Below are 648 nucleotides of genomic sequence, written 5' to 3' on the forward strand. Positions count from 1 at the left end.
ACTCAACGCCAACAACTCCCGCAACTTCCCCCACGCCACCTCATCGACCGGCGTATACACCTGCATCCACGCATGCGGCACCGACGGCAACGACATACTCGTCAAAAACATCTCCAACTCCCCCACCGCCAAATTCCGCACCTGCTTCGTCCGACTCGCAGGCACCGCCACATCATTCAACGCCCACAACGACGCGAAACTCTCACTCTCCGCACACAACTCCGCGATGAACTCCTCCCACTGCGGATCACCGAGGTTCCTCGCATACGCCCCACGCAGATAACCCACCATCCGACGCAGATCATCCCAATTGTGCCGATACGCGTTACAGCACTCCGGCGTCAGAAACACCCGACGCGCCACATTCCGCTCCACCGACAAAAATCCAGGACACAACGCCTCATACGAGCGGTTGAACGCCAACACGTCATACCTGGCGCTCAACACCACCCCCGGCAACGGCTCCAGATGGTCCAGAATCACCTGCAATTCCTCCGGCAACGCCGACCCCGAATCCACCGAAGGCACGGTCGGCACATCGGCCAACCGATACAAATGCGCCTTCTCCGCCGCATCCAACGACAACGTCCGCGCCACCGCATTCAAAACCTGTACACTGACATTGATTTGGCGTCCCTGTTCAAGCCA

At 59.1% G+C, this 648-nt stretch carries 1 protein-coding gene; it reads right to left on the minus strand.

Annotation, left to right across the window (positions count from 1 at the left end; translation table 11 throughout):
• A partial coding sequence (locus NA8_RS34525; protein WP_063054054.1) for an MmyB family transcriptional regulator occupies nucleotides 1-648 on the minus strand: 648 nt, incomplete at both ends.

This window comes from Nocardia arthritidis NBRC 100137, assembly GCF_001612765.1.
GTDB lineage: Bacteria > Actinomycetota > Actinomycetes > Mycobacteriales > Mycobacteriaceae > Nocardia > Nocardia arthritidis.